Source organism: Kaistia soli DSM 19436 (assembly GCF_900129325.1).
Classification (GTDB): domain Bacteria; phylum Pseudomonadota; class Alphaproteobacteria; order Rhizobiales; family Kaistiaceae; genus Kaistia; species Kaistia soli.
The window spans coordinates 290,280-312,832 of record NZ_FQUP01000004.1 but is presented as its reverse complement, the minus strand read 5'-3'; the positions used below and the strand labels follow the sequence as shown (position 1 = coordinate 312,832).

General features: G+C 65.4%; 20 protein-coding genes. 10 read left to right on the top strand and 10 right to left on the bottom strand.

Annotation, left to right across the window (positions count from 1 at the left end):
- The first annotated feature begins 27 nt into the window (after positions 1-27).
- Complete coding sequence (locus tag BUB39_RS18185) at positions 28-216, top strand: hypothetical protein (protein ID WP_073056253.1); 189 nt, start codon at positions 28-30, stop codon at positions 214-216.
- A gap of 20 nt (positions 217-236) precedes the next feature.
- Positions 237-2,204, top strand: coding sequence for a malto-oligosyltrehalose trehalohydrolase (treZ, locus tag BUB39_RS18180; RefSeq protein WP_244540298.1), 1,968 nt, complete (start codon positions 237-239; stop codon positions 2,202-2,204).
- Positions 2,205-2,225: 21 nt separating this feature from the next.
- Here treZ and BUB39_RS18175 read toward each other — a convergent pair whose 3' ends face one another.
- From BUB39_RS18175 to BUB39_RS18150, 6 genes are all read right to left on the bottom strand, one after another.
- A complete protein-coding gene (locus tag BUB39_RS18175; protein WP_073056244.1) occupies positions 2,226-2,573 on the bottom strand; it encodes a response regulator in 348 nt (115 codons plus the stop codon).
- 157 nt (positions 2,574-2,730) lie between these two features.
- Positions 2,731-3,012 (bottom strand): hypothetical protein, encoded by a 282-nt coding sequence (locus BUB39_RS18170; protein ID WP_073056242.1) that lies wholly within the window; start codon positions 3,010-3,012, stop codon positions 2,731-2,733.
- 85 nt (positions 3,013-3,097) lie between these two features.
- Positions 3,098-4,525: an amidase gene (locus tag BUB39_RS18165; protein WP_073056240.1), complete on the bottom strand. Its 1,428-nt coding sequence runs from the start codon at positions 4,523-4,525 to the stop codon at positions 3,098-3,100.
- Complete coding sequence (locus tag BUB39_RS18160) at positions 4,522-5,694, bottom strand: amidase (protein WP_084527618.1); 1,173 nt, start codon at positions 5,692-5,694, stop codon at positions 4,522-4,524. The genes BUB39_RS18165 and BUB39_RS18160 overlap by 4 nt, the downstream gene beginning before the upstream one ends.
- 11 nt (positions 5,695-5,705) lie before the next feature.
- Positions 5,706-6,107: an AtzH-like domain-containing protein gene (locus BUB39_RS18155; protein ID WP_073056238.1), complete on the bottom strand. Its 402-nt coding sequence runs from the start codon at positions 6,105-6,107 to the stop codon at positions 5,706-5,708.
- Positions 6,108-6,215: 108 nt separating this feature from the next.
- On the bottom strand, positions 6,216-7,115 hold the full coding sequence (locus tag BUB39_RS18150; protein ID WP_073056236.1) for a ribokinase: 900 nt from the start codon (positions 7,113-7,115) through the stop codon (positions 6,216-6,218).
- A gap of 165 nt (positions 7,116-7,280) precedes the next feature.
- Between BUB39_RS18150 and BUB39_RS18145 the strand changes: the two genes are divergently transcribed.
- From BUB39_RS18145 to BUB39_RS18120, 6 genes are all read left to right on the top strand, one after another.
- A complete protein-coding gene (locus BUB39_RS18145; protein WP_073056234.1) occupies positions 7,281-8,297 on the top strand; it encodes a LacI family DNA-binding transcriptional regulator in 1,017 nt (338 codons plus the stop codon).
- Between the two features lie 34 nt (positions 8,298-8,331).
- Positions 8,332-9,663, top strand: coding sequence for an ABC transporter substrate-binding protein (locus BUB39_RS18140; protein WP_073056232.1), 1,332 nt, complete (start codon positions 8,332-8,334; stop codon positions 9,661-9,663).
- A 145-nt stretch (positions 9,664-9,808) separates the two neighbouring features.
- Positions 9,809-10,651, top strand: a complete 843-nt coding sequence (locus BUB39_RS18135; RefSeq protein WP_073056230.1) for a carbohydrate ABC transporter permease — start codon at positions 9,809-9,811, stop codon at positions 10,649-10,651.
- A complete protein-coding gene (locus BUB39_RS18130; protein WP_073056228.1) occupies positions 10,651-11,484 on the top strand; it encodes a carbohydrate ABC transporter permease in 834 nt (277 codons plus the stop codon). Before BUB39_RS18135 ends, BUB39_RS18130 begins: the two co-directional genes overlap by 1 nt.
- A 50-nt stretch (positions 11,485-11,534) precedes the next feature.
- Positions 11,535-13,655 (top strand): ADP-ribosylglycohydrolase family protein, encoded by a 2,121-nt coding sequence (locus tag BUB39_RS18125; protein WP_073056226.1) that lies wholly within the window; start codon positions 11,535-11,537, stop codon positions 13,653-13,655.
- Positions 13,656-13,753: 98 nt separating this feature from the next.
- Positions 13,754-15,505, top strand: coding sequence for a metallophosphoesterase family protein (locus BUB39_RS18120; RefSeq protein ID WP_073056224.1), 1,752 nt, complete (start codon positions 13,754-13,756; stop codon positions 15,503-15,505).
- Here BUB39_RS18120 and BUB39_RS18115 read toward each other — a convergent pair.
- A complete protein-coding gene (locus tag BUB39_RS18115; RefSeq protein ID WP_073056222.1) occupies positions 15,502-17,496 on the bottom strand; it encodes an autotransporter family protein in 1,995 nt (664 codons plus the stop codon). The two genes, BUB39_RS18120 and BUB39_RS18115, sit on opposite strands and share 4 nt — an antisense overlap.
- 188 nt (positions 17,497-17,684) lie before the next feature.
- Here BUB39_RS18115 and BUB39_RS18110 point away from each other — a divergent pair, with 188 nt between their 5' ends.
- Entirely contained in the window at positions 17,685-17,963 is a 279-nt protein-coding gene (locus tag BUB39_RS18110; RefSeq protein ID WP_073056212.1) for a helix-turn-helix domain-containing protein, read from the top strand.
- 10 nt (positions 17,964-17,973) lie between these two features.
- Here BUB39_RS18110 and BUB39_RS18105 read toward each other — a convergent pair whose 3' ends face one another.
- From BUB39_RS18105 to BUB39_RS18095, 3 genes are all read right to left on the bottom strand, one after another.
- On the bottom strand, positions 17,974-18,795 hold the full coding sequence (locus BUB39_RS18105) for a carbohydrate ABC transporter permease (RefSeq protein WP_073056880.1): 822 nt from the start codon (positions 18,793-18,795) through the stop codon (positions 17,974-17,976).
- A gap of 88 nt (positions 18,796-18,883) precedes the next feature.
- Positions 18,884-19,789, bottom strand: a complete 906-nt coding sequence (locus tag BUB39_RS18100) for a carbohydrate ABC transporter permease (protein WP_073056210.1) — start codon at positions 19,787-19,789, stop codon at positions 18,884-18,886.
- Between the two features lie 76 nt (positions 19,790-19,865).
- On the bottom strand, positions 19,866-21,134 hold the full coding sequence (locus BUB39_RS18095) for an ABC transporter substrate-binding protein (RefSeq protein ID WP_073056208.1): 1,269 nt from the start codon (positions 21,132-21,134) through the stop codon (positions 19,866-19,868).
- 198 nt (positions 21,135-21,332) lie between these two features.
- On the opposite strand from BUB39_RS18095, the gene BUB39_RS18090 reads away from it, so the two are divergent.
- Positions 21,333-22,550, top strand: coding sequence for an ROK family transcriptional regulator (locus BUB39_RS18090; protein ID WP_073056206.1), 1,218 nt, complete (start codon positions 21,333-21,335; stop codon positions 22,548-22,550).
- Positions 22,551-22,553 lie beyond the last annotated feature (3 nt).

The window sequence follows — 22,553 nt, the reverse complement described above, 5'->3', positions numbered from 1 at the left end:
CAGGCCAGCCAAGCGCTGGGAGACGACATGACCGAATTCAGCGATGAGGACATCCGCCGCGAGGCGTTTTTGCTCTGGGAAGCCGAGGGGCGCCCGCTTTGGTCGCACGGCTACGACCACTGGTTCAGAGCCATTGAAAGCCTGCGCCGCCGTCATTCGGCGGAGCGCGATTTTGGCCGGGCGCTGCCGACGGAGGAGTCCGACGCACCCAGTTGACCCATTTTCAGGAGACGACCATGACCATGCAGGACAGAACCGATAACAGGCCCGAAGGCGGGCACGCCCTCATCGACTCTCTCGTCGAAGGGCAGCCGCCCACGGGAGACCCGGCGATCCTGCGGTCCAGCCTCGCCATCGCCGATGAGACGCGCGGCGATCGCGTCGGATCCGGGCCGGAAGAGTACGAGCACGGTCCGTTGTCGTTCGACCGCATCTCCCATTATCGTTTCGGTCCCGAATTGATCGAGGGTGGCGTTCGATTCCGGCTTTACGCACCCTCGGCAGATCAGGTTGAGGTTCTGCTAGTCGATCGCGCCCCCACCCCGATGCAGGCCGGTGACGATGGCTGGTACAGCCTTGATGTTCCGGGCGCCGGCCCCGGCACGCTTTATCGCTACCGCGTCAAGGGGATCGACGTCCCCGATCCGGCCTCGCGCGGCCAGGCTGACGATACCGGTGGATGGAGTGTCGTGCGTGGTCCGCTCGGCTTGGCGAGCGAGCGCACAATCCGGCCCTGGCATCAGGCGGTGATCGCCGAGCTGCATGTCGGCACCGCAACCCCCGAGGGGACGTTTAAGGGGCTCGCGCAACGGATCGGGCATTTCGCCGATGCCGGCTATACCGCGATCGAACTGATGCCGCTCGGCGATTTTCCGGGCTCGCACAATTGGGGCTATGACGGCGTATTGGTTTTCGCGCCGGAGCGGAGCTATGGCACTCCGGAAGACCTGCGGGCGTTGGTCGATGCTGCCCATGCGCATGGGCTCGCGGTGATCCTGGACGTCGTCTACAATCATTTCGGCCCGGTCGATAACTATCTCCCCCTCTACGCAGCGCCGTTCTTCGACGAAAACGTCCATACGCCTTGGGGCGCCGGGCTCAATTTTGCCGATCCCCTGGTCCGCCTGTTCTTCCTTGAGAATGTCCGCATGTGGATCGAGGATTACGACATGGACGGGCTCCGCTTCGACGCGGTGCATGAGTTCGGCACGTCGGGCGCTCAGCAGATGAAGCGCGAGATGGCGGCGATGGCGCGCGCCATCAAGCCGAACGCGATGCTGATTCTTGAGAATCTCGACAATGAAGCCAGTTGGCTCGAACGAGATGCGTCGGGTCGCCCCCGTTATTTTGACGCGCAGTGGAACGATGACATCCATCATGTCCTGCATGTGATCGCGACCGACCAGCGGAGCGGCTATTACCGCGACTTCGCAGACGAGACCGTGGAGAAGGCGCGGCGGGTGCTGGCCGAAGGTTTCGCCTATCAGGGAGAAGCCGTACCGCGGCGCGGCGATATCGAGCGCGGCGAGCCGTCGGCGCATCTGCCGCCCTCGGCTTTCGTGTCCTTCATCCAGAACCACGATCAGATCGGCAACCAGCCAGACGGGCGGCGGCTTGCCGAGGATCTCGATGCGGAGCGGCTCGATTTCCTGCATTTCGTGATCATGCTGTCGCCGCAGATTCCGATGTTCTTCATGGGAGAGGAGGCGCATATCCGCGCGCCGTTCCCCTTCTTCGGCGATCTCAAGGGAGAATTTAGCGCCGAGATCCGGGAGGGGCGGGCGCAGCAGGCGAAGGAGTTCTTTGAATCCGACCATGCTGACGAACTGGTGCCCGACCCCATGGCGCCGGAGACCATGGCGATGGCGAAGCTCGACTGGAACGAATTTGCCGCTCCGGAGCGGGCGGAAGCGCTGGACCGGTTCCGCGAACTGGCGCGGCTGCGCCGGGAGCATCTGTGGCCGTTGACCGATGCGCCTTATCAGGGCGCAGAGGCGCATCAGGACGGCCGGGTCGTGGCCGTCTCCTGGACCTACGCCGGCGGAAGGCTTGTGATGGTGATGAATGCCGCGCCGGACGAGGGCTCGATCGAAGTGCCGGCCTTCGCGCCGATGGCAACGACGGGAATACACCGGCGCGAAGGCGAGCGGATGGTGCTCGGCCCGTGGTCGGCGGCGATCGCAGTTCTGCCTGCCGAGGCGTGACCGCAGGCGTTCGGAGAGGACCTAGCGCCGGGTGACTGCAGCGAGGGCCATTTCCAGCGCCGGCATCGTATAGGGCTTCTGCACGAAGGCGACAGAGGCATCGTCGCCAAATCCCTCGACGTCGCCGAGGCCCGAGGCAAAGATGATCGGCAGGTCCGGGGTTGTGGCGCGGACTCGGTGCGCGAGTTCGACGCCGTTCATGTCGGGCAGGCCGACATCGGTCAAGAGGACGTCGAAGGCATCGTCTGCCAGAGCGGCCAGCGCGGAGCGGCCATCGGCCGCTTCCTCGACCTCGTGTCCGAGCTCGCGCAACATCTCGGCCGTGTTCATCAGGATCAGGAAGTCGTCCTCGCAGACCAGCAGCCGCATCTTCAGCCTCGCTCAGGCGGAAGGATCCGCGCGTAGATTGTTGTCGCATGCCACATAGGGCGTGGTACGTCCCCAATCAAACTGGTGCGGGACGGGTGCATCCTACAGCAATGCCCAAACGGGGGAAGCGTCGCCTATCAGACCATTCGCCAAGGCGTCAGCCCGTGGCGCGCAACGGGACAACGACCCGCGGCGCGGCAAGGGTCGCCAGCGGCATCGCCTCGCCCTGACGGCCGAAGCGAATGGCCACCACGGAGCCATAGGGGATCCGCGTCGTGAACCCTGCGTCGTCATCGAACTCGACGGCATCGGCCTGGCAGCGCACGCCGCTGCTTGCCAGATGAGGCCCGTCCTCAAGGCGCTCGATCTCCAGCCAGCCGGCTGCAGCCTGCATCTCGGCGTCGATCCGCGCGATCATTTCCCGGACGGTTTCCATCATCGGCGTCCTCTGCTTTCGTTCTGTTCTTATTTTGTTCTCTTTGGCCTCACTGTCAAGATATCCACAGGGCGAAAAGCACCGTAGCTCAGCTGCGCGTCAGCCGATGCCAGGGCCGCGCGCGTTCGATCTGCCCCGCCAGCGCGAACAATGTCCCGTCGCGGCCGAGCGCCGATGCGAACTGGGCTCCGATCGGCAGGCCGTCGACGCGTGAGACAGGCAGGCTCATGGCCGGCGCGCCCGCGGCGTTGAACGGAAAGGTGAAGGGCCCGAAGGCCGTCAGGCGATCGACAAAGCGGGTGACGTCAGTCTCCGTCCCGTTGAAATGGCCGTGCGCCAGCCGGCTCGTCGCAGTCACCGGCGTGATCAGGACGTCATAGCGCTCGAAGAAGCGGGCGAGGGCGCGCCCCATCGCATGCATCTCGCCGATGGCGCGGATCTGGTCGCCGGCCGTCAGGCCCTTCGCCTCGTCCATCCAGGCGACATTCACCGGCTCCAGCAGTGAACGGGGATCAGCGATGCCATGCGCCGCCGCAACATCCTCGACGAAGACGAGGGTGAGGGCCGCGGCAAGACGGCGGAAGCAATGCGCCGGATCGATCCCGTCCAGCGAAGGCCGCGCTTCCTCGACATGGTGTCCGAGCCCGGCCGCAAGATGGGCCGCCGCGATCGCGGCGTCGCAGCAGGCGGCTTCGACCGGCTCGCCGCCAAAGGCTTCCGTCATCAGCGCGATGCGCAGCGGTGCCGGATCGCGGCGCGATTGCTCCAGGAAGGACAGGTCATCCGCCGCGAGGCTGTGCCGCGCGCCGGGTTCCGGCCCACTGGTCGCGTCGAGCAGAGCGGCGCTGTCGCGGACCGTCACGGTGAGGGCGTGGTTCACCGACATGCCGAAGAAGATCTCGCTGGCATCTGGGCCAGGTGGCGTGCGGCCCCGGCTCGGCTTCATGCCGAAGATGCCGGTGAGCGATGCCGGCATGCGGATCGAGCCGGCGCCATCGGTTGCATGGGCCATGGTCACCATCCCCGAGGCGACCGCGGCAGCGCTGCCGCCGCTCGAGCCGCCCGGTGACAGCGCCGGATCGAGCGGATGCCGCGTCGGGCCGAAGGCGGCCGGTTCGGTTGCCGAGGACAGTCCTAGTTCGGCGGCATTCGTCTTGCCGAAGATGACGAGCCCGGCGGCCTTGTAGCGCGCCGTCAGCGTCGAATCCCGCGCCGCGACGATGCCGTCGAAGAGATGGCTGCCGCTGGTCGTTACGCTGTCGGCGAGGCGGAGGTCGAGATCCTTCAGGAGGAACGGCACGCCGCGAAACGGACCGTCCGGAAGGCCCTCGGCAATGGCGCGCCGCCCAAGATCGTCATGCCGGTGCACGACGGCGTTCAGCGCCGGGTTGAGCGCGTCGACACGGGCGATCGCGGCGTCCAGCGCCTCGTCGGGCGTCAGAACCCCGGCGCGGATCTGCTCGGCGATCCCGATCGCGTCGAGCCCGCTCAAGGCATCGTCGGAGACATCCGTCATGCTGCAAGCTTCTTGGCGAGGGCGAGCAGCGTGCGATCGGCGCCGCGCCAGCCGAGCACGGCGAGTCCGACAGGGATCGTGCCCGCAGTTCCAAGCGGCAGGCCGGCCTGGGGCAGGCCGCTGAGGCCGGCGATGCAGGTCAGATCGACAATGCGATCGCCGGCGGCGCCCATGACCGAGAGTGGCGCGTCGCGATGCGGGGGCAGGATCGGCACCGCCGGATAGACCACGACGCGGCGGCCTTCGAGCAGGGCGTCCAGCCGCGCGCTGAGATCGGCGCGGAAGTGCAGGGCGTCAGCGCGCGCGCTGTCGGAAATCAGGGCGGCATGGGCGAGCGTCGCGCCGACCTCGAAGGAAAAGCGCGGATTGACGGCGTCCACCCAGTCGCGGAACGTTGCCGAGAACTCGCTGCATTGCGCGGTGATCTGGCACTGGTTCCAGGTTTTGAGGCCCTCCTGCGCCAGCGTGATCTCGCGGACAGGCGCGATGGCGCCGAGGCGCGCAAGGGCGGGCTCGATCGCCGCGCGCACCGCCTCGTCGGCGATCGCGAAGGCGTCCGTCGCGATCAGGATCTCCTCGATCGGCGCTGCTGGCGCTGCGTCTGGCGTCAGCACGATACCGACCTTTCCGAAGATCGTGGCGTCATCGGCGAAGAAGCCGGCCGTGTCGAACGACGCGGACTGCATCATCAGCCCTTCGACCGAGATGGCGCCATGCGTCGGTCGGAGGCCGTAGAGGCCGCAGAAGCTTGACGGCACGCGCACCGAGCCACCGGAATCGGTGCCGAGCGCGAAATCGACCAGGCCGCCGGCAACCGCCGCGGCGGAGCCGCTCGACGAGCCGCCTGGAAAGCGGTCGCGGGCGCGCGGATTGATCGGCGTGCCGTCAAATTGGTTGCGCCCGAGCAGGCCGAGCGAGATTTCGTCGGTGATGGTCTTTCCGGCGAGTGTCGCACCGGCGGCGAGAAGCTGTTCGACGACCTTTGCCGAGCGGCGGGCCGGCGGATGTGTTCGCGCCCAGTCGGGATTGCCGCAGCCGGTCACATGGCCGGCGATGTCGAAGAGGTCCTTGGCGGCGAAGGTCAGCCCGTCGAGCAGACCGCTGCCCGTTGCCGGCAGGACAATATCGGTTCCGGGCACGAAGGCGCCGTAGGGATCATGGATGGGCATGGTTTCGTTCCTCAGGCCTGCTGCCGCTCGATCTCGACCTGGTCGACGACGCTGACATGCGCCGCAACCACATGCCAGTCGCCGTCGATTTTGGCCCAGCTCTGCTGCTGGCGCCCGATCTTGCCGGGGGGAACGTCGACATAGAGCGTCGAGACCGTCGCGAATTCGCGGCCGAAGGTGGTGACGATCGTCTCCGTCAAGGCGCGATCGGGTCCTGTCTTGCGGCGCTTTGCATTGAAGGCCTTGATAGGAGCATGGCCGTGCTGGATCTGGCCGTCGCCGTAGCGGACCGTATAGGGGCTGTCCCAGAAAAGGTGGTCGAGCGCCGGCCCATCGGCGTCGATCAACCCCTGTTCGTAACGGCCGAAGGCTTCCGTCACCTCGGCGACGGTTTCGGGATCATTGATGACCACGCTCTCACTCCTCACTCGACAGCTTTTCGGCGCGCATGATCGGGGTATTCGGCTCACCCTGTAAACGCGCTTGAAGCGGCAGGCTGCGCAAAGGTGCGGCAGGGCCGCTCATCGTCCCGGCAGGATCGCGGCTAGTTCATCGCGCGTCGGAAATGCGGCGCGCGTTCCCTTGCGCGAGACCGTGATGGCCGCGGCGCGGGTCGCCGCCGCGAGGCTGTCGCCAAGCGAAAGGCCACGGTCATAGCGCGCGGCGGCAAAGACGGCAGCGAAGGTGTCGCCGGCGCCGGTGCTGTCGACCGCCTTCACCGGTTCGCCTGCGATCTCGACCGGACCGTCGTCGCCGAGCGCCAGGGCGCCGAGACGGCCGAGCGTGACGACGACCGTTCCGGGGCCGTCTTCGCGCAGTTCGATGGCGGCCTCGAGTGGCGTGTCCTTGCCGCTGAGGAGCCGTGCTTCGCCCTCATTGACGATGAGGCAGTCGACCAGCGGAAACAGCGCCGCCATCTCGGCGCGGATCGGCGAGGGGTTGAGCAGCGTCGCCGCGCCCTGAGCGCGTGCGGCGTCCAGCGCGGCCCGGGTTGCATCGAGCGTCAGATTGCCCTGCATGACCAGAAGGTCGCCCGGGCCGAGCAAGTCCACGCTTTCGCGCGCCAGCCGTTCATCGACCGCTTCGGCGGCGCCGATGATGGAGGCGATCGCGTTCTCGCCGCCGGGGCCAACGAAGATCAGCGATCGATCCGTCGACCGGCCGAGCGGAACGAGGTCCGCCACCTCGATACCTTCGGAGGTCAGCGCCTCGGCTACCCATTCCGCATCGGCGTCCTCGCCGACCGGCGCGACCAGGCGGACATCGACCGCGGCACGCTTCAGCACGATCGCCTGGTTGGCGCCCTTGCCGCCGAGGTCGCGCTGCGGGGCGCCGGCGATGACCGTGGCGCCGGGGTTCGGGAAGGTCGCAACCGTCATGGCTTCGTCGATCATGACCGCGCCGAGGACGAGAACGCGCATGAAGGGCTCCGCTTCGTTTTTGACCGGACGACTATAGCGCGCGCTGCATCGCCTTCGCCAAGCGCCTGACTTGGGTGCCCTGTGGACGAGCATCGGAGACGTTGCCAACCGGAGAGGTATCAGCTAGAGGTACGTATCAGTAATACGTATCAGGAAACTCCCGGCATGACTGTCGAACGGCCTCGCAGGGTCACGCAGCGCGATGTCGCGCGCTTGGCGAGCGTGTCGCAGACCACGGTTTCGCTGGTTCTTTCCGGCGCGCCGACGAGCCAGATTCCAGCGGAGACGCTGGAGCGCGTGCAGGCAGCGATGCGCGAGCTTGGGTATGTGCCGAACCGGTGGGCACGCGCGCTCAAGACCAACAAGACGATGACGCTCGCCTGTGTCGTTCCGGATATTGCCAACCCGTTCTATCCCTCGCTGTTGCGCGGCATGCAGTCAGCCGCCGATCACGCCGGCTATGATGTAATCACGATCAATACCGACGGCGCCGCCGAGCGCGAGCAGCGCTTCCTCAACTGGAGCCTCGAAGGCCGCGTCGATGGGGTCGTCGGGGTGTTCTTCACGCTGCGCGTCGCCGATTTCCAGCCGCTGACCGATGCTGGGATCGGCGTGGTCAGGATCGAATCGTCGAAGAAGAAGGTCGGTCCGCTGCCGGTCGACAATCTCTATATCGACAACGAGGCGGCTGCAGGCGAGGTCACGCGCTATCTGATCCGGCGCGGCTATCGCCGCATCGCCATGATCGCCGGCCTTGGCGGCCCGCAGGAAGGCCGTCTCAACGGCTATGAGGCAGCGCTTCTCGAAGCCGGCCGCAAGCCTCTGATCGTGGCCGACGAAGCCTTCAACGAAGAGGGCGGCTTTCGCGCCGCCCAGCAATTGTTCGCGCTGTCCGCGCGGCCCGATGCCATCTTCGCGGCCAACGACATGATGGCGATCGGCGCCATGGCGGCAGCGCGCGAGGCCGGGCTTGCCGTTCCCGGCGACGTTGCGATCGCCGGCTTCGACGACATCTTCGCTGCGCGGCTGGTGACGCCGGCGCTCACGACCATTTCGCAGTTTCAACACGACCTCGGCACGACGGCGGCCGGGGTCCTGCTCGATCGGCTCCAGCGCGGCAATGCGGGACCCGGAACGAGCCAGGCAATGCCGTTCCGTCTGATCGAGCGCAGTTCAACCTGATCGATCGAGCTGAACCAACGGGAGGAGGAAAATAATGGGTTATCGAGCAAAAATCGCTCTGGCAGGCGCCGCGCTGGTTGCTCTCGGCGCATCGGCCAGTGTCACCGCTGCCATGGCCGAGGAAAAGAAGCCGATCACGTGGTGGTATGAGACCGCCGCACCGGAAAACCAGGAGGCGCTGCAAAAGCTGCTGGTCGAGCCGTTCAATGCGGCGCATCCGGGCGAGAGCCTCTCGATCGATTTCCGCGGCGCCGAGCTCGACAAGCAGCTCCGCATCGCGATGCTCTCGGGTTCCGGGCCGGATGTCGTCTATACGGCAGGTCCAAGCTATGTCGCCTCGATGGCGCAGGCCGGCCAGTTGCTGCCGCTCGACGACTATGCGGCGAAGCTCGGCTGGAACGACCGCGTCCTGCCGGTGTTCCTGGAGCTCGGCAAATATAACGGCAAGCTTTACGCGCTGCCGAAGACCTACGAGACGCTTGGCCTCTTCTACAACAAGACGCTGTTCGAGAAGAATGGCTGGCAGCCGCCGAAGACGATCGCCGAGCTCGAAACGCTCGCCGACGCAATGAAGGCGAAAGGCCTCGTTCCCTTCGCGGCTGGCAATGCCGACTGGCGCCCGAGCAACGAGCACTATGTCTCGATCGTGCTCAACTCGATCGCCGGACCCGAGAATGTCTACAAGGCTCTGAACGGCGAGATTCCCTGGACGGCGGAGCCCTTCGTCAAGGCGATCGATACGCTCAACAACTGGTGGCAGAAGGGCTATTTCGGCCCGAACTACTTCTCGCTGACCGGCGAGCAGGCCTTTGCGCAGGTCGCGACAGGGCAGGCCGGCATGGCGCCGACGGGCACCTGGAACTTCCAGAACGTGCCGCGCTACTTCCCGCAGAACAACGCGGTGCCCGGTTTTGTTGGCTTCCCAAGCGCTGAGGGCGTGCCTTATCCGATCTATGCGCTCGGCATCGGCTCGACCTTCTCGATCGCCAATTCCTCGCAGAACCCCGACGGGGCGGCCGAGGTGATCGACTACGTCTTCAGCGACAAGTTCTATGGCGACATGAACACCGTCTGGCAGGGCGAGTGGAACACGCCGCTGAAAGACCTTTCTAAGGTGCAGATCGGCGCCGACGTCCTGCCGCTCTATGGCGAGACGATGAAGAATCTCGCCGCCTCGGTCAGCGACGGCCAGTATGGCTACACCACCTGGACGTTCCTCCCGCCAGCGACGGACACCTATCTCGTCTCGGGCATGGAGGAGGTCTGGCTCGGCAAGATCACCACGGCGCAGTTCCTCGAGAAGCTTGACGCGACCTTCAAGGAAGAAAAGGCGGCCGGCAAGGTGCCCGCCGTTCCGAAGCGCTGACGTTCTGGGCGCCCTTCTCCGCGCGGGGAGGGGCGCTTCGCGACACGGTGCGCTTGGCACGTCGTCGCCGGATCCATTCCGGCGATGACCGGCCGAAGCCCGTCGCGCATCGCAAGACGCCTTCCTTCCCGCAAGGACACCGGCCATGTGGCTCTATCTCGTGCCGACGCTCGCCATCAATGTCGTGATCATCCTGATCCCGGCGCTTCTGACGGTCGCCCTGGCCTTTTTCCAGTGGGACGGCATCTCGGCGCCGGTCTTTATCGGCCTCGGCAATTTCGCGGCGCTCTGGAGCGACGGGCCGTTCTGGACGGCGCTTCAGAACAACCTGATCTGGACGGCGCTTTTCCTGACCGTGCCGATCGGGATGGGTCTTCTTGCGGCGAGCCTCCTGCTCGTCGTGCCCCGGCGCGGTTCCACGCTGTTCCAGGTCGTCTATTTCCTGCCCGTGATCATCGCGACTGCGATCACCGCGCGGGTCTGGCAGGGCATGATCTACAGCCCCGTTACCGGTGTCTTTGGCTATCTGCAGAAGCTCGGCCTGCCGATCGTCAATCCGCTGTCGCAGACCTCGACGGCGCTGTTCGGCGTCGCCACCGTCGATCTCTGGCACTGGTGGGGCTTCCTCTGCGTGATCTTCTTCGCCGCGCTCCGCCAGGTGCCGCAGGAGCAGATCGAAGCGGCGCGCATCGAGGGCGCCAGCTTCTGGCAGATGATGCGTTATGTGCTGCTGCCGGGCATCCGGCCGACCATCATGCTCATGATGATCATGACGGTCATCTGGTCGTTCCTCGTTTTCGACTTCGTCTACATCCTGACGCAGGGCGGACCGGCCTTCTCAAGCGAGGTCCTTTCGACGCTCGCCTATCGCAAGGCCTTTTATGACCTGAATGTCGGCCAGGCGGCCGCAACGGCGCTGGTGATCAGCCTGTTCGGCCTTGTCGCAACGTTCTTCTATATCCGCATCCAGTCGAGGGAGAGCGTCTGATGAGGCTCGTCGAAAGCCGCGCCACGCTGACGATCACCTATGTCGTGCTCGGCATCGGCCTGTTCACGGCGCTGTTCCCGATCGTGTTGCTCGTCCTCAATTCGCTGAAATCCGCGCAGGAGATCGTCCAGAACCCGCTGGCGCTGCCGCAGGTCATACGCTTCGACAATTTCGCCCGCGCCTGGAAGGACGCCCGCTTCAGCACGACGTTCTGGAACTCGGCGATGCTGACGGCGCTCACGATCATCCTCGTCTGCAGCACCGGTTCGGCCGCCGCTTTCGTGCTCGCGCGCAAGAAGATCAAGGCCTGGAAGGTGGTCACGTTCTACCTGCTGGCGACCACGACCGCGCCGATCCAGCTCTTCCTGTTTCCGCTTTATTTCGGTTTCGCCAAGCTCGGCCTGATCAACAACGTCTTCGCCGTTTCGCTTGTCTACACGGCGATCTACTCGCCCTTCGCGATCATGCTGCTTCGAACCTATTTCCTTGCCGTGCCGAAAGAGATCGAGGAAGCCGCGATCATCGACGGCGCCTCGTCGTGGCAGGTGTTCACGCGGGTGATGCTGCCGATCGTCTCGCCGGGCATCCTGACCGTGGCGCTGATCATCGGTCTCTATTCGTGGAACGAGTTCCTGATCGCCACGACCTTCCTGCAACGGCAGGACAAGCTGACCGCCGTCGTCTCGTTCTTCCTGCTCTCCGGCCAGTACTCGTCCGACTGGGGGGAGATCATGGCCGCGGCGCTGATCATCGTGCTGCCGATCGTCGTCCTTTTCGTCTTCCTGCAGCGCCGCTTCATCGAGGGCATGGCCGGCGGCTCGGTCAAGGGCTGAGCCGCGCCCCGCCAAATCCGAAGAAAATCCCGAGGAACCAAGGGTCCATCATGAGCAACGCCCCCCTTCCGAACGATTATCTCGAACGCGTCTATGCCGGCGTGCTCGGAAAGCTGATCGGCGTCTATGTCGGCCGCCCCTTCGAGGGCTGGACTTACCAGAAGATCATGAGCGAGCTCGGCGAGGTCGACTATTACGTTCATGACCGTCTCGGCGTGCCGCTCGTCGTCACCGATGACGATGTCGCCGGCACCTTCACCTTCGTGCGCGCGCTTGAGGATTACGGCATCTCGGAAGATCTCTCGGCCGAGGATATCGGTCGCGCCTGGCTTAATTATCTCGTCGAGCAGCGGACGGTGCTGTGGTGGGGCGGCAACGGCAATTCGACCGAGCACACCGCATGGCTGAATCTGAAGCGCGGCGTTCCCGCGCCGGCCTCCGGCTCGATCGCGGTCAATGGATCGACGGTCGCGGAGCAGATCGGCGCGCAGATCTTCATCGACGGCTGGGCGATGGTGGCGCCGGGCCAGCCGAAGCTTGCGGCGAAGCTCGCCGAGCAGGCGGGCCTTGTCAGCCATGACGGAGAATCCGTTTATGCCGCGATGCTCTGGGCCGCGATGGAAGCCGAGGCCTTCGTCTCAGGCGATATCGAGCATCTCATCGAAACCGGCCTCGCGGCCATCCCGGCGGATTGCCTGATTGCGAAGCTGATCGCCGACATCCGCGGCTGGCACAAAGAATTCCCGGACTGGCGCGACACGCGGCAGAAGATCGAGGACCATTACGGCTATGACAAATATCCGGGCAACTGCCATGTCGTGCCCAACCATGCGCTGATGATCATGGCGATCCTCTACGCGCCCGACGATTTCCAGCGCGCCCAGATGATCGTCAATACGTCAGGCTGGGACACCGACTGCAATGCCGGCAATGTCGGCTGCCTGCTCGGCATCAAGCTCGGCCTTGAGGGCATCGATGCCGGTCCCGACTGGCGCGGGCCGGTTGCCGACCGGCTGCTGATCTCCTCGGCCGATGGCGGCAATGCCATCAACGATGCGGTGCGGACCAGCTACCGGCTGGCAGCGCTCGGGCACAGCCTTGCCGGCTCCAAGGCGCCCGCGGCGCCGAAAGGCGGCGCGCAGTTCCACTTCTCGCTGCCGGGTAGCGTGCAGGGCTTCCGGCCAGAGCGTGGCCACGGCCTCGCCGAGCGGACAGAGCTCGAGAACCGCGTGGTGCCGGGCGGCCGTGCGCTCGCCATCGCCTATCGCGGTCTCGGGCCCGGCCAGATCGCCGCCGCGACGACGCCGACCTTCTCGCCGCCCGAGGTGCTTGCCATGCGCACCTACGAATTGATGGCGACGCCGCTCGTCTATCCGGGCCAGAAGCTGCAGGCGGCCGTCGCCACTGATGCCGGCAATCTAGGCGCCGTCGATGTCGGCTTCCGTCTCAAGGTCTATGGCGCCGAAGATGTACTCCAGACCGTCGACGGGCCGACCATCCGCCTCGCGCCCGGTGCCGAGGGCCACCTCGACTGGGTGCTGCCCGATTTCGGCGGCCAGCCGATCGCCGAGATCGGCTTCGTCATCCGCGCCGAGGGCAGCCGGGCCGATGGCGCCGTGCTTGTCGATCATGTGCGCTATGGCGGCACGCCAGAGCTGCAACTGCGCCGGCCGGACGAGCCGAGCGACTTCTGGCGCATGGCCTGGGTCAATGGGGCGAGTTTCTTCTCGAAGCGCTTCCCGCAATCCTTCCGCCTGTCGCAGGACCGCGGCGAAGGCATCATCATCCATGGCACGCGCGAATGGACGGACTACAAGGTCGCGGCCGATGCGATGGTCCATCTCGGCAACGAGGCCGGCGTCGCGGTTCGGGTGCAAGGCTTGCGGCGCTATTATGCGGCGCTGCTGTCCCGCGACGGCAAGCTCCGCCTCGTCCGCCAGCGCGATGAGACGCGCACGGTCCTCGCCGAAATGCCCTTCGATTGGACGCTCGAAACGCTCTACGACATGGAAGTCGAGGCCGACGGCACGACGCTGCGCTGCCGGATCGGCGACACCAGCCTGACAGCCGCGGACGAAAGCCCCGAGGCGTTGCACGACGGCGGCATCGGCCTTCTCGTGCATGAGGGGGCGCTCTCCAGCAACACGGTCCGCATCTCGGCCCTTGCCTGATATCGACAGTGCATCGGCGCTATCCGCGCCGGTGCACCCCTTGCTTCGGCGCGCCTGCCAGCTGATTGTCGGCGTTCTCGACCAGCCGGAGTCATCGCGTGTTCCCGATCCTCGACCCCCGCCGTGGCGATATCGAGGACGATGCCTCCAGCACCAAGCGGCGCACGCTGACATCGCTGGCCGGCAGCCTGCTCGCCGAGATCAGCCTGCCGAAGCTCATCGCGGCCTGGGTCAGCCTCGTCGCGCTGCCGGTGATCGTGCTGGGGCTGGGACCGCTGATGGTCTCGATCTGGGTCAGCGCCGCCTCGACGTCGGCGGAGCGCCTCTTCAACGGCCTGATCCCACTCGTGGTGGCGGCCGCGCTTGTGGCGGCCGCATGGTTCGGCGGCCGGCCATTCCTGCGTCTCGTCGAAGCGAATTTCTGGTCGCTGAACGCGCTGGCCGTACAGCCCGGCTATGCCCTTGCCCGCGAGGGGCTGCGCCATTTGGCCGAGCGCAACCTGCCCGAGACAACGAGCGATGACCGGCGCGACCGCATTCGCGCCGTCTCGGCCGCGGCGGCGGGGTTGCTCGTCTGCGGGCTCTCGATGCTGTTCGTCGTGCTCGCCCTTCCGCATACCCATTGGACGGGAACGCTCGGCGATCTTGCCGAGCCGGGCCGTCTGGCATTGGCGGGGCTCTTCAACTGTATCGTGCTCATCGGCTGCTATGTGGCCGTTGCGGCGCTCGTCTGGGGTGTCGCGGACGCGACCATGGACCAGCCGCGTGATCTCGGCGCCTTCGCCCCCAAGGTTCCAGGCGGCCGGACCTGGCGCGTCGCCCATCTTTCAGACATCCATATCGTCGGTGAGCGCTACGGCTTCCGCATCGAGAGCGGCCGCTCCGGCCCGCGCGGCAATGGCCGGCTGACGCAGCTTCTCGTCGCGCTCGACGCGTTCGACAAGGCCGAGGGCCTCGATCTCATCCTGATCAGCGGCGACCTGACCGATGCGGGCCGCGCTGCCGAATGGGCGGAGTTCTTCGACGCTATCGCGGCATTCCCCGAACTCGCCGGGAAGATGGTCGGCATTCCTGGCAATCATGATCTGAATGTTGTCGACCGCGCGAACCCGGCACGTCTCGATCTGCCGATGAGCCCGAACAAGCGGCTGCGCCAGATGCGGCTGCTGGCGGCGCTCGATGCGCTGCAGGGGGACCGGGTGCATGTCGTCGATACTGCAACGGGGATGCGCGGGCAGACGCTCTCCGCAGCGCTTGCGCCTCATGCCTCGGAGATCGCAACCTTCGCCGACACCGGCACCCTGCGGCTCGGCGCGAAGCTCGGCAGCGTCTTCGCAGCCGCTTTTCCGATGGTGCTGCCGCCCGAGGCAACGGGCGGGCTCGGCGTCCTGATGCTGAATTCAAACGCCGAGACGCATTTCTCCTTCACCAACGCGCTCGGCTTCGTGCCTCGCGAGCAGGAAGCCGCCATGGCGCGGCTCGTCGCCGAGACGCCGGACGCGATCTGGATCGTGGCGCTGCACCATCATGTCGTCGAATATCCGCGTGCTGCCAAGGCGCTGTCGGAGCGGATTGGTACGGCGCTGGTCAATGGCTCGTGGTTCACGCGACGGCTGCAGGGAATATCGCGAACCGCCATTGCGATGCACGGACATCGCCATATCGACTGGATCGGCCGAAGCGGCGGCCTCGTCGTGGTTTCGGCGCCGTCGCCGGTCATGAACGCCACCGACGAAGAGCCCACTTATTTCTATATCCACGAGATCGGCCGCGATACGTCGGGCGGCATCCTGCTGCACCCGCCGCACCGCATCGACGTGCCAGGCGAGCCGCGCCTGAGACGATCCTAGAAGCTCAACTGCAGCGCCACCGAGCCGGCCTGGCTGAGAAAGCCGGTCGGGCTGGCCTGCATGTCATAGTAGAGACCGAGGCTCGATCCCGGTCGTGGCTGGCCGACGAGCCCGAGGCCTGCGGAAATGAGCCAGCGCGAGACATCGTCGCCCTCGGTCAAGAAGGCGTCGCCTCCGCCTTCGTAGCTCGCGGTGATCGCCGTCCCCGTATCGAGCGGGTTATAGGTCAGGCCGCCATGTGCGTTGATCGCTATGTCAGTTGCGATCGCATAGCTTAGTGCGACCTCCGCCCCGACGGGCAGCTCATCATAGGCTTGATAGGCAACGTGGAGGTTGAGGCCGTCCGCACCTGTCTCGGAATAGGCATCATCGGCGACATGGAGATAGCTGGCGGTGAGGGCGGGCGTCACGACGAGCTTTGGCGACAGGTCGATGCGCTGCTTCAGCCGCATGCCGGCCTCGAACGTGTATCCCGAATAATCGGCTGAGGCCGTGCTGCCCATGAAGCTGATGGCGCGGGTGGCGCTGTTGTCGTTGATGCCGGCGTTCAATTGCAGGTCGAGACCGAGCGACGGCGTCAGCGCCATGCTGCCATAGAGGCCGAACACGTAGCTGTCGATGGAGAGACTGCCGGGTGCATCGACCGCGTCGCCGGAAGCGTTGGAACGCGAATAGGCGAAGGCCGAGCCGAGCGAGACGCCTGCGGCGACAGACTTATCGAATCCAATCGCCACACCGCCGGTGCTCGCACTGTAGCCCGGAACGCCGTCGCGGCCTGATTGGGCGAGCCCGCCTCCAAGCGGACGCAGCCACGCATTCCACGATCCCATGCGCGCCGTATCCCCCGCGCCGCCGGCGATCCCGCCGAGCCGGTCGGCGATGATCTGCTGCAGCATGCGCTGGTTGTCGGCGGTGATGCGCGGGCCGGCACCGGCAAGCACGGGCAGTGTTTCGCCGACGGCCGCGACCAGAGCTGCGCCGGAGAGATCGTTAAGCGTGAGGATGGCCGGCGACAGCGGGCCGGTGAGGCCGGCCTCGGTTCCCGCGACCTCATACAGCGTCCGGGCGGCGGGCACAGCCGCGGTAAGGCCGGCTGCCGCCACCGTGTCGGCATAGGGCCGAACGAGCGACAGGAAGGCGGATGGGATCGCATCCACGCCGTTGACGCCATAGCCGGACAGGATCATTTCGGCGGCTGAGGCGTCACCCTCGATGTCGCCATAGAGGCTCGAGAGATTGCCATCGAGAAGCGTGTTGTACAGCACCTTGCCATCCGGGGTGATGGAGCCGAGCAGGGTGTAGGTCACACCGGCATCGCCATCGGGGCCGATGCCTTTGCCCCAGAAATAGCCGTTGGTGTAGTTGGTGATGACGAAGGTTCCCGGCGCTTTACTCCCGAAAAGCGCGGGATCCACAATCCGCCAGGGCGTTCCTGCCGTCCACGTCCACTGGAACGACGACAAAGTGACCGGTATGGCCTGTGGGGCAGGCGGCGTGAATGTCGCGGGGTCGTAAGTCAGCATATAGGCCCAGTGCGAGACCAGCAGTTCCGACCCGGTAATCATCTGCATGAGCATTGCCGGCTCGCCGTCGACCGTCTTCATCTGGCCGAGACCGACGACGGGGTCCGAGCCGTCAGGGTTGCTGAATACGATGACGACGGACCCGTCTGGCGCGACTTGCCCGGACATCGCCAGACTCGAGGTGGTGATTGCTTTTCCCAGAGACAGCTGCGCCGACGACGCGCCGGTGAAGGCGCCATTGGTGGCCGTTCCAAGTGTCCACAAGGTCTGGTCACCCAGCGGGATGGGGTTCGCGAAGCTGGTACTGGAGGACCCATAGGCCAGCAGTTGCGGCACCGGGACATACCAGTTCGTATTGGAGATCGTCGCATCCCACTGTGATTGCGCCGACGCCATGTCAGGTGGTGATAGGCCCAGAAGCGCCGCAACAGCGGCGCCAAGCTGCGTCAAGCGCTTTGTCGCTCGCATGTCGTGTCGCCCCCGATCCGAATCACGGCCCTCCCCAGTCAACACAGGGCCCGCCGATGGTCCAGAGCGTTGGGCCTTGCACCGGGTGATCCGGCATGTAGCGGGCGCGAATGATTGATATGGAATAAGGAACCGCACGCGGCTTCGGTCATTCTCCTTCAATGCACACAGCGAGGGAGGAACGCCTTATGTCCATCCAGGGTCAGACCGTCCGCGATATGGGCAATCTCGGTCCCCGCGATATCGGGGCGCTGCCGCCGCATGTCGAAGCCAAGGTTTCTGGCGGCGAAGCGCCCGTGAAGGTGCTCCGCGAGTGGCGCGGTCTCAGCCAGATCGAGCTTGCGGATCGCTCCGGCGTCGCGATTACGCAGATCGCGCGCGCTGAGCGGCGTTATGAAACGTCACCCGCCGTCCTGCGTTGTCTCGCGCGGGCGCTCCGCGTCCGCGACGATCTCCTGCTCGGCTGAGGAACGCCGGTCAGCCCTTGACCGCGCCGGCCGTCAGGCCGGCGACAATGTGCTTCTGCGCCGCGAAGAACACGATGATCGTCGGCAGGATCGTCAGAGTGATGAAGGCCAGGATGAGCTGCCAGTCGCTCGAATACTCGCCCTGATAGACCATGATGCCGAGCGGCCACGGATACTTCGCGTCGGAATTGAGCAGGATCAGCGGCAGCAGATAGCTGTTCCAGCTGCCGACGAACGAGACGATGCCGACGGTGGCGAGGATCGGCCGCGAGAGCGGCAGCGTGATGTGCCAGAAGTAACCTAGATAGCCGCAGCCATCGACGAAGGCCGCGTCGAAAAGCTCCTTCGGAACGTTCTGGAAGAAGCGGCGGAACAGCAGGATGCTCATGCCGAGCCCGAACGCGACCTGCGGCAGCACAACGCCCCAATAGGTATCGAGCAGTCCGAGATCTCGGATGCGGATGAACAGCGGCAGGATCGCCGTTGCGACCGGGAACATCAGCCCGATCAGGAAGTAGTTGAGCAGGAAGCTCGATCCGAAAAACGTGACATGCGCGAAGGTGAACGCGGCCATTGCGGCGACGGCCAGCGTCAGCGCCACTGTCAGCGTGGCGATCAGGAATGAGTTTCCGAGCATCTGCCAATAGCGGCCGCTCAGCAGGATGTCCGTATAGTTGGCCCACTGCCATTCGCCCGGCAGGCCGAAGGGATGGACGCGCAGGTCGCCGAGCGTCTTGAAGCCGCCGAGCGCCGTGGTGATCAGCGGCAGCAGCACGATGGCCGCCACGAAGAACAGGCTGACATAGAGATAGAGCCAGGTAACGAAGCTCATCCGGTGGGCCGAGAAGGCCGAGCCACGGCGCGCGGGCTTGGTCACAGGCTCGCCGAGAGCGCTCGGCGCGGCGGGGGCGAGGGTCCGGTCAGTCATTGCGCATGAAGATCCGTCTGTAGCCGAAGGCCAGAGTCACGCAGATGATGAAGAGCACGACGCCAATGGCGCTGCCGAAGCCGACCTTCATGCGCGTGATGCCGTAGGAGTAAAGAAACGTCACCATTGTCTGGGTCGAGTTCGATGGCCCGCCCCCGGTCAGCGGCATGATCATGTCGAAGAGCTGCAGCGAGCCGACAACCGAGAAGAACACCGAAAGGCGGATCGTCGGGGCAAGCAGCGGCAATGTAATATTGCGGAAGCGCTGCCAGCGCGAAGCCCCGTCAATCTCGGCGGCCTCATAGTAGCTCTTATCGATGTTCTGCAGTCCGGCGATGAACAGCATCATGTGGAAGCCGAAATACTTCCAGACGATCACCGCGAGCACGGCGTAGATTGCAAGGTGACGATCGGCCAGAACATAGGGCGCGGCGACGTTGAACATGCTGGCGATGGCGGCGAAGAGACCATAATCGCCATCATAGACGAAGCGCCAGATAAGGCCCGCCGCAACGTCGGCCAGCACATAGGGCATGAAGAAGATCAGGCGGAAGACAACTGCGCCTGGAATGCGATTGGAGACCATCGTCGCGAGCCAGAGCGCAAGCGGCAGCTGGATCACGATGGAGACGAGAATGATCAGGAAATTGTTGCCGAGCGCCGTCGCGAAGGCGGAGGTGCGCCACAGCGTCTCGAAATTCTTGAACCCGATGAACTTCTCCGGAATGCCGTAGCCGTTCCAGTCATAGAACGAATACCACGCTGCCTCGCCCATCGGCAGGATCACGAAGAGCGTGAACAGCAAAAGGGCGGGTGGCAGGAACAGGATCAGAACGGGCAGTTTGCCCTGGATGCCCATGCGCCGCCCGGTCGATACGGCACTGATTGCGGAGCTCATCGAGGCGCCACCTCCACATGAGGGGAGAAGGGGCGCCGGACCCGAAGGCGCGGCGCCCGCGAGGACGGTGTGCCCGTCAGTGGTCCAGCGCCCAGGCGTCCTGGATCTGCTGCGCCGCATCTTCGGGCGACATCTGGCCCGAAACGATCTCAACCGAGACATCGTTGACGACGCGACCAACCGCCGGACCGAGATCCTGGTCGAGGAAGTTCTGGTGCCAGGTCGAGGCCGCAAGCTGCTCGGCGGCGGACTTGACCAGCGGCTGCTCGATCGCAGAGCCGGCGCCGACCGCAGCCGGGATGATGAGGTTCTTGCCCGCCATCATCGTCTGGTTTTCCTTGTTGGTCAGGAAAGCCGCGAAGTCGAGCGCCTCAGGCGGGGCGTTCTTGGTCAGAACCCAGCCATTGATGCCGCCCATCGTGTCGGTCAGCTGGCCCGCGCCACCCGCAACGGTCGGGAAGGGGAACATGCCGATATCGTTCTCGTCGAGACCCTTGCCATCCGCAGCGAGCGTGTGCTGCTGGACGGCCGTCGAGTCGAAGCCGAGCAGCATCGCCGCCTTGCCATCGGCGAACATGCCGACCGGAACCGGCCACTTGGTGCCGAGATAGCCCTGCTGGAACGGCTCGAGCTTGCCGAGCGCCGCGAGATCCGCGCCGGCCTTGACGAACGCTTCAGACTTGAAGCCGTCACCCTCGCTGGCCTTGGCCGCGTCGAACGCTGCCTTGCCGCCCTCGCGCATGGCGAGATAGCCCCAGTAGAAATGGATCGGCCACTTGTCGCCGCCACCACCGGCGATCGGCGTGATGCCCGCGTCCTTGAGCTTCTTCACCGCGGCCAGGAAATCGTCCCAGGTCTTGATCGAAGCGGCATCGACGCCGGCCTTTTCGAACAGCTTCTTGTTGTAATAGAAGCTGACGAGACCCGTCTGGTAGGGGACGGCGTAGATCTTGCCGTCGACGGTGAGGCCGTTCACCAGCGCCGGGCTGTAGACGGCCTTCAGCTTGCCGCCGTCGGCATCCATCGCCTCGGTAACGTCCTTGATCGCGCCAGTCGCCGCCTGGGCGGCCAGAACGCCGCCGCCCCAGGTGTAGAACAGATGTGGCGGATCGTTCGACTGCAACAGCGTCGGCAGCTTGGCCTTGAACGCTTCGTTCTCGAGGAACTGCATCTCGATCTTCACGCCGGGATGCGCCGCCTCGTAGTTCTTGACGATTTCGTCCCAGGCCGCGCCGATGCCGGGATCGGTATTCAGATGCATCCACTTCACGGTCACGTCGGCCATTGCCGACGACGCCGAGATGGCAAGCGCGACGGACGCGCCCAAAAGGCTCTTGAGCTTCATGCAGGTCCTCCCAGACTGGCCGGGCTCCTCAACCCGGGCGTCACTTAAATAAATGATGCGGATTAAATCTGTGCTGGTTTGCCGCAAGCTGTCAAGGGGAGGTGCAAAATGCTGCCCTGCAACAAGGCAATGCGCCGTTGACACGTTCGTGGCGGGATGAGAATAACTGCCTGACCCGGATTAAATGACACCCGCCCGATGAAAACCGCCGATCCCGAATTGATGCGTGCGATCAATCGCTTCCATGTGATGGACGCGATTCGTCGTTTCGGGCCGATTGCGCGTGTCGAGATCTGCGACCGGACGGATCTGTCGGCGACGACCGTTTCGGCGATCACAGGCGCTCTGCTCGATGACGGCCTCGTGATCACGCAACAGCTCGGCGGCATCCGCGATGCCGCGCGGGGGCGGCCGCGGGTACTGCTCGACCTCAATCCTGACGCCGCCCATGTCGTAGGGGCTCGCATCGCACCCGACCGCATTACGATCGCGACGACCAATTTTCGTGCCGATGTCCGCGCGAGCCTGACGCTTCCCGTGCGCGTCGGACGTCATGCGGTCCCGGTGGCGGTCGACCTCATCGAGGACGGCATCCGCCGCTGCGTCGCCGATGCTGGCCTCGAACTCAGCCAGATTTCGGGCGTCTGTGTCGGGCTTCCCGGCGTCGTCGAGCGCGGCGCCGGCATCTGCCGCGCCAGCCCGCTGTTCGGCGAGCGCGACATTCCGCTGGCGGCCGAGCTGACGCGGCGGCTGGACGGCGTGGTCGCGACCATCGACAGCGACGTCAATCTGGTGACGCTGGCCGAGCACTGGTTCGGACAGGCGCGGGGTCTCGATGATTTCCTCGTGGTTTCGGTCGAGCTCGGCCTCGGACTCGGCATTCTTCACAAGGGTGAGCTGTTTCGTGGCGCCAACGGGCTCGGCCCGGATCTCGGCGACCTTCTCGCGCGGCCGCCAAACGGCAACGGCCTTGTCCGGCTCGCGTCGATCGCGTCGGAAGAGAGCCTTCTCTCCGATGCGCGTGCTGCGCTCGCGGGGACCGAGCATGAGCATGCCTTCCGCCTCGGCCGCGGCATGGAAAAAGTGCTGGAACGCGCCAAGGCCGGCGATCCGGCGATCGTTGCGCTGCTGCGCGCGGCCGGCGAGGCGCTTGGCTTCGCCATTGCCAATCTGATCGTCCTGTTCGCGCCGCCGAAGGTGATCCTGGCCGGGCCGGCGCTTGCTGCCGGCGATGCGCTGGTCGGCCCGCTACGCGAGACGGTGGCGGCGCTGCTGCCGCCGAGCCTTGCCGATGTCGCCGATCTGGTGGTGCATGAATGGACTGAGGATATCTGGGCGCGGGGAGCGGCGGCGATGACGCTGCGTGATCTCTATGGCGCGCCCTGGGGAACGACCGGGCCTGCGCCGCATCGATAGAGC